A 1,309-nucleotide genomic window follows, 5' to 3' on the forward strand; every position below is an offset into this window, starting at 1 on the left:
TGAATCTCCCCCGTTTCCGTTGACACATCGAGTTCCGTTTGGGCATGATGCCGTAAACGGGGAAAGGGGGCATGGGATGGGACATCCGTCGCCCAAGTATTCGGCAGAGTTCAAGCAGCAGGCCGTGCGGCTCTACAACGAGAGGGGGACCACCTACGCGGAGGTCGCCCGCGAGCTCGGCGTCGACCCGGGGAGCCTGTCGGACTGGGTCAAGAGGGCCGACGCCGCGCAGGCGCCGGCAGGGGACAACCCCTTCCAGATGGCGGAGGACCTCCGCAGGCTGAGGCGCGAGAACGAACGGCTGAAGAGGGAGAACGAGATACTTTTAAAAGCGAGCGCCTTCTTCGCCAGCAGGCAGCTGTAGGCTCGCAGGCGGAGAGGGCGAAGTTCGCTTTCATCCTGCTCAACGAGGGCGCCTGGAGCATATCCGAGATGTGCGCGGCCCTCCATGTCACCAGGCAGGGCTACCACGCATGGAGAAAGCGGCCGCCGAGCGCGCACGACCTGCGCGACGCCGAGCTGGCCGCGGCGATCTCCGAGATATACACCGCCAGCCGCGGCATCTACGGCGCCCCGAAGGTGTTCCAGGAGCTCAAGAAGGCGGGCGTGCGCACCTCCCGCAAGCGCGTGGCGCGCATCATGCGCGACAACGGCTGGGCCGGCACGACGCGCGGCTGCGCCAAGCGCCCCAAAGGCGAGGCAAAGCAGGCGGCGCCGCAGCCGTGCGCCGCGCCCGACCTGGTGCGCCGCGACTTCGCCGCGGGCGGGCCGAACGAGGTGTGGTTCGCGGACATCACCTACGTGAGGACCCATCAGGGCTGGCTCTACCTGGCCGTCTTGATGGACGTGTGGTCGAGGAGGGTCGTCGGCTGGTCGATGTCGGCGCGCATGACGGCGGAACTGGCCGACGACGCGCTCAGGATGGCGATCGCCCGCAGGCGCCCTCCCGAGGGCTGCATCCATCACAGCGACCACGGCTCGCAGTACGCCTCGCTGCTGCTCGGCAAGACGATGCGGGAGGCCGGGATCGAGCCGTCGATGGGATCGATATCGTCGCCTTGGGACAACGCGGCCATGGAGTCGCTCATGGGCGTCATCAAGGCCGAGTGCGTGCACGCGCGCACCTTCGAGAGCCGCGACCAGGCGGCGCTCGAGATCTTCGAGTACATCGAGTGCTTCTACAACAGGGTCAGGACGCACTCGGCGCTGGGGTACCTCAGCCCCGAGGAGTTCGAGCGGGCCAACTGGCCCGAGGAGGACCGCCACCCGATGGCGGCGTAAGGGTGTAAACGGAATCGGGGTAGATTCA

1 protein-coding gene and 1 pseudogene are annotated in these 1,309 nt (G+C 67.2%); both read left to right on the forward strand.

From position 1 onward, the window contains the following. Nucleotides 1-76: 76 nt before the first annotated feature. The gene (locus B5F74_RS12120) at nucleotides 77-364 is read left to right on the forward strand and encodes a transposase (RefSeq protein WP_087202835.1); all 288 of its coding nucleotides are present in this window, start codon (nucleotides 77-79) and stop codon (nucleotides 362-364) included. Nucleotides 365-375: 11 nt separating this feature from the next. After that, a pseudogene (locus B5F74_RS12125) lies at nucleotides 376-1,281 on the forward strand (IS3 family transposase); the annotation flags it as partial. Between the last annotated feature and the right edge of the window lie 28 nt (nucleotides 1,282-1,309).

It is taken from the genome of Collinsella sp. An271 (assembly GCF_002159695.1).
Classification (GTDB): Bacteria; Actinomycetota; Coriobacteriia; order Coriobacteriales; family Coriobacteriaceae; genus Collinsella; species Collinsella ihumii.

Excerpts from the sequence above, each read along its gene's own strand:
- B5F74_RS12120 (WP_087202835.1), top strand. The coding sequence starts at position 77 with ATGGGACATCCGTCGCCCAAGTATTCGGCAGAGTTCAAGCAGCAGGCC.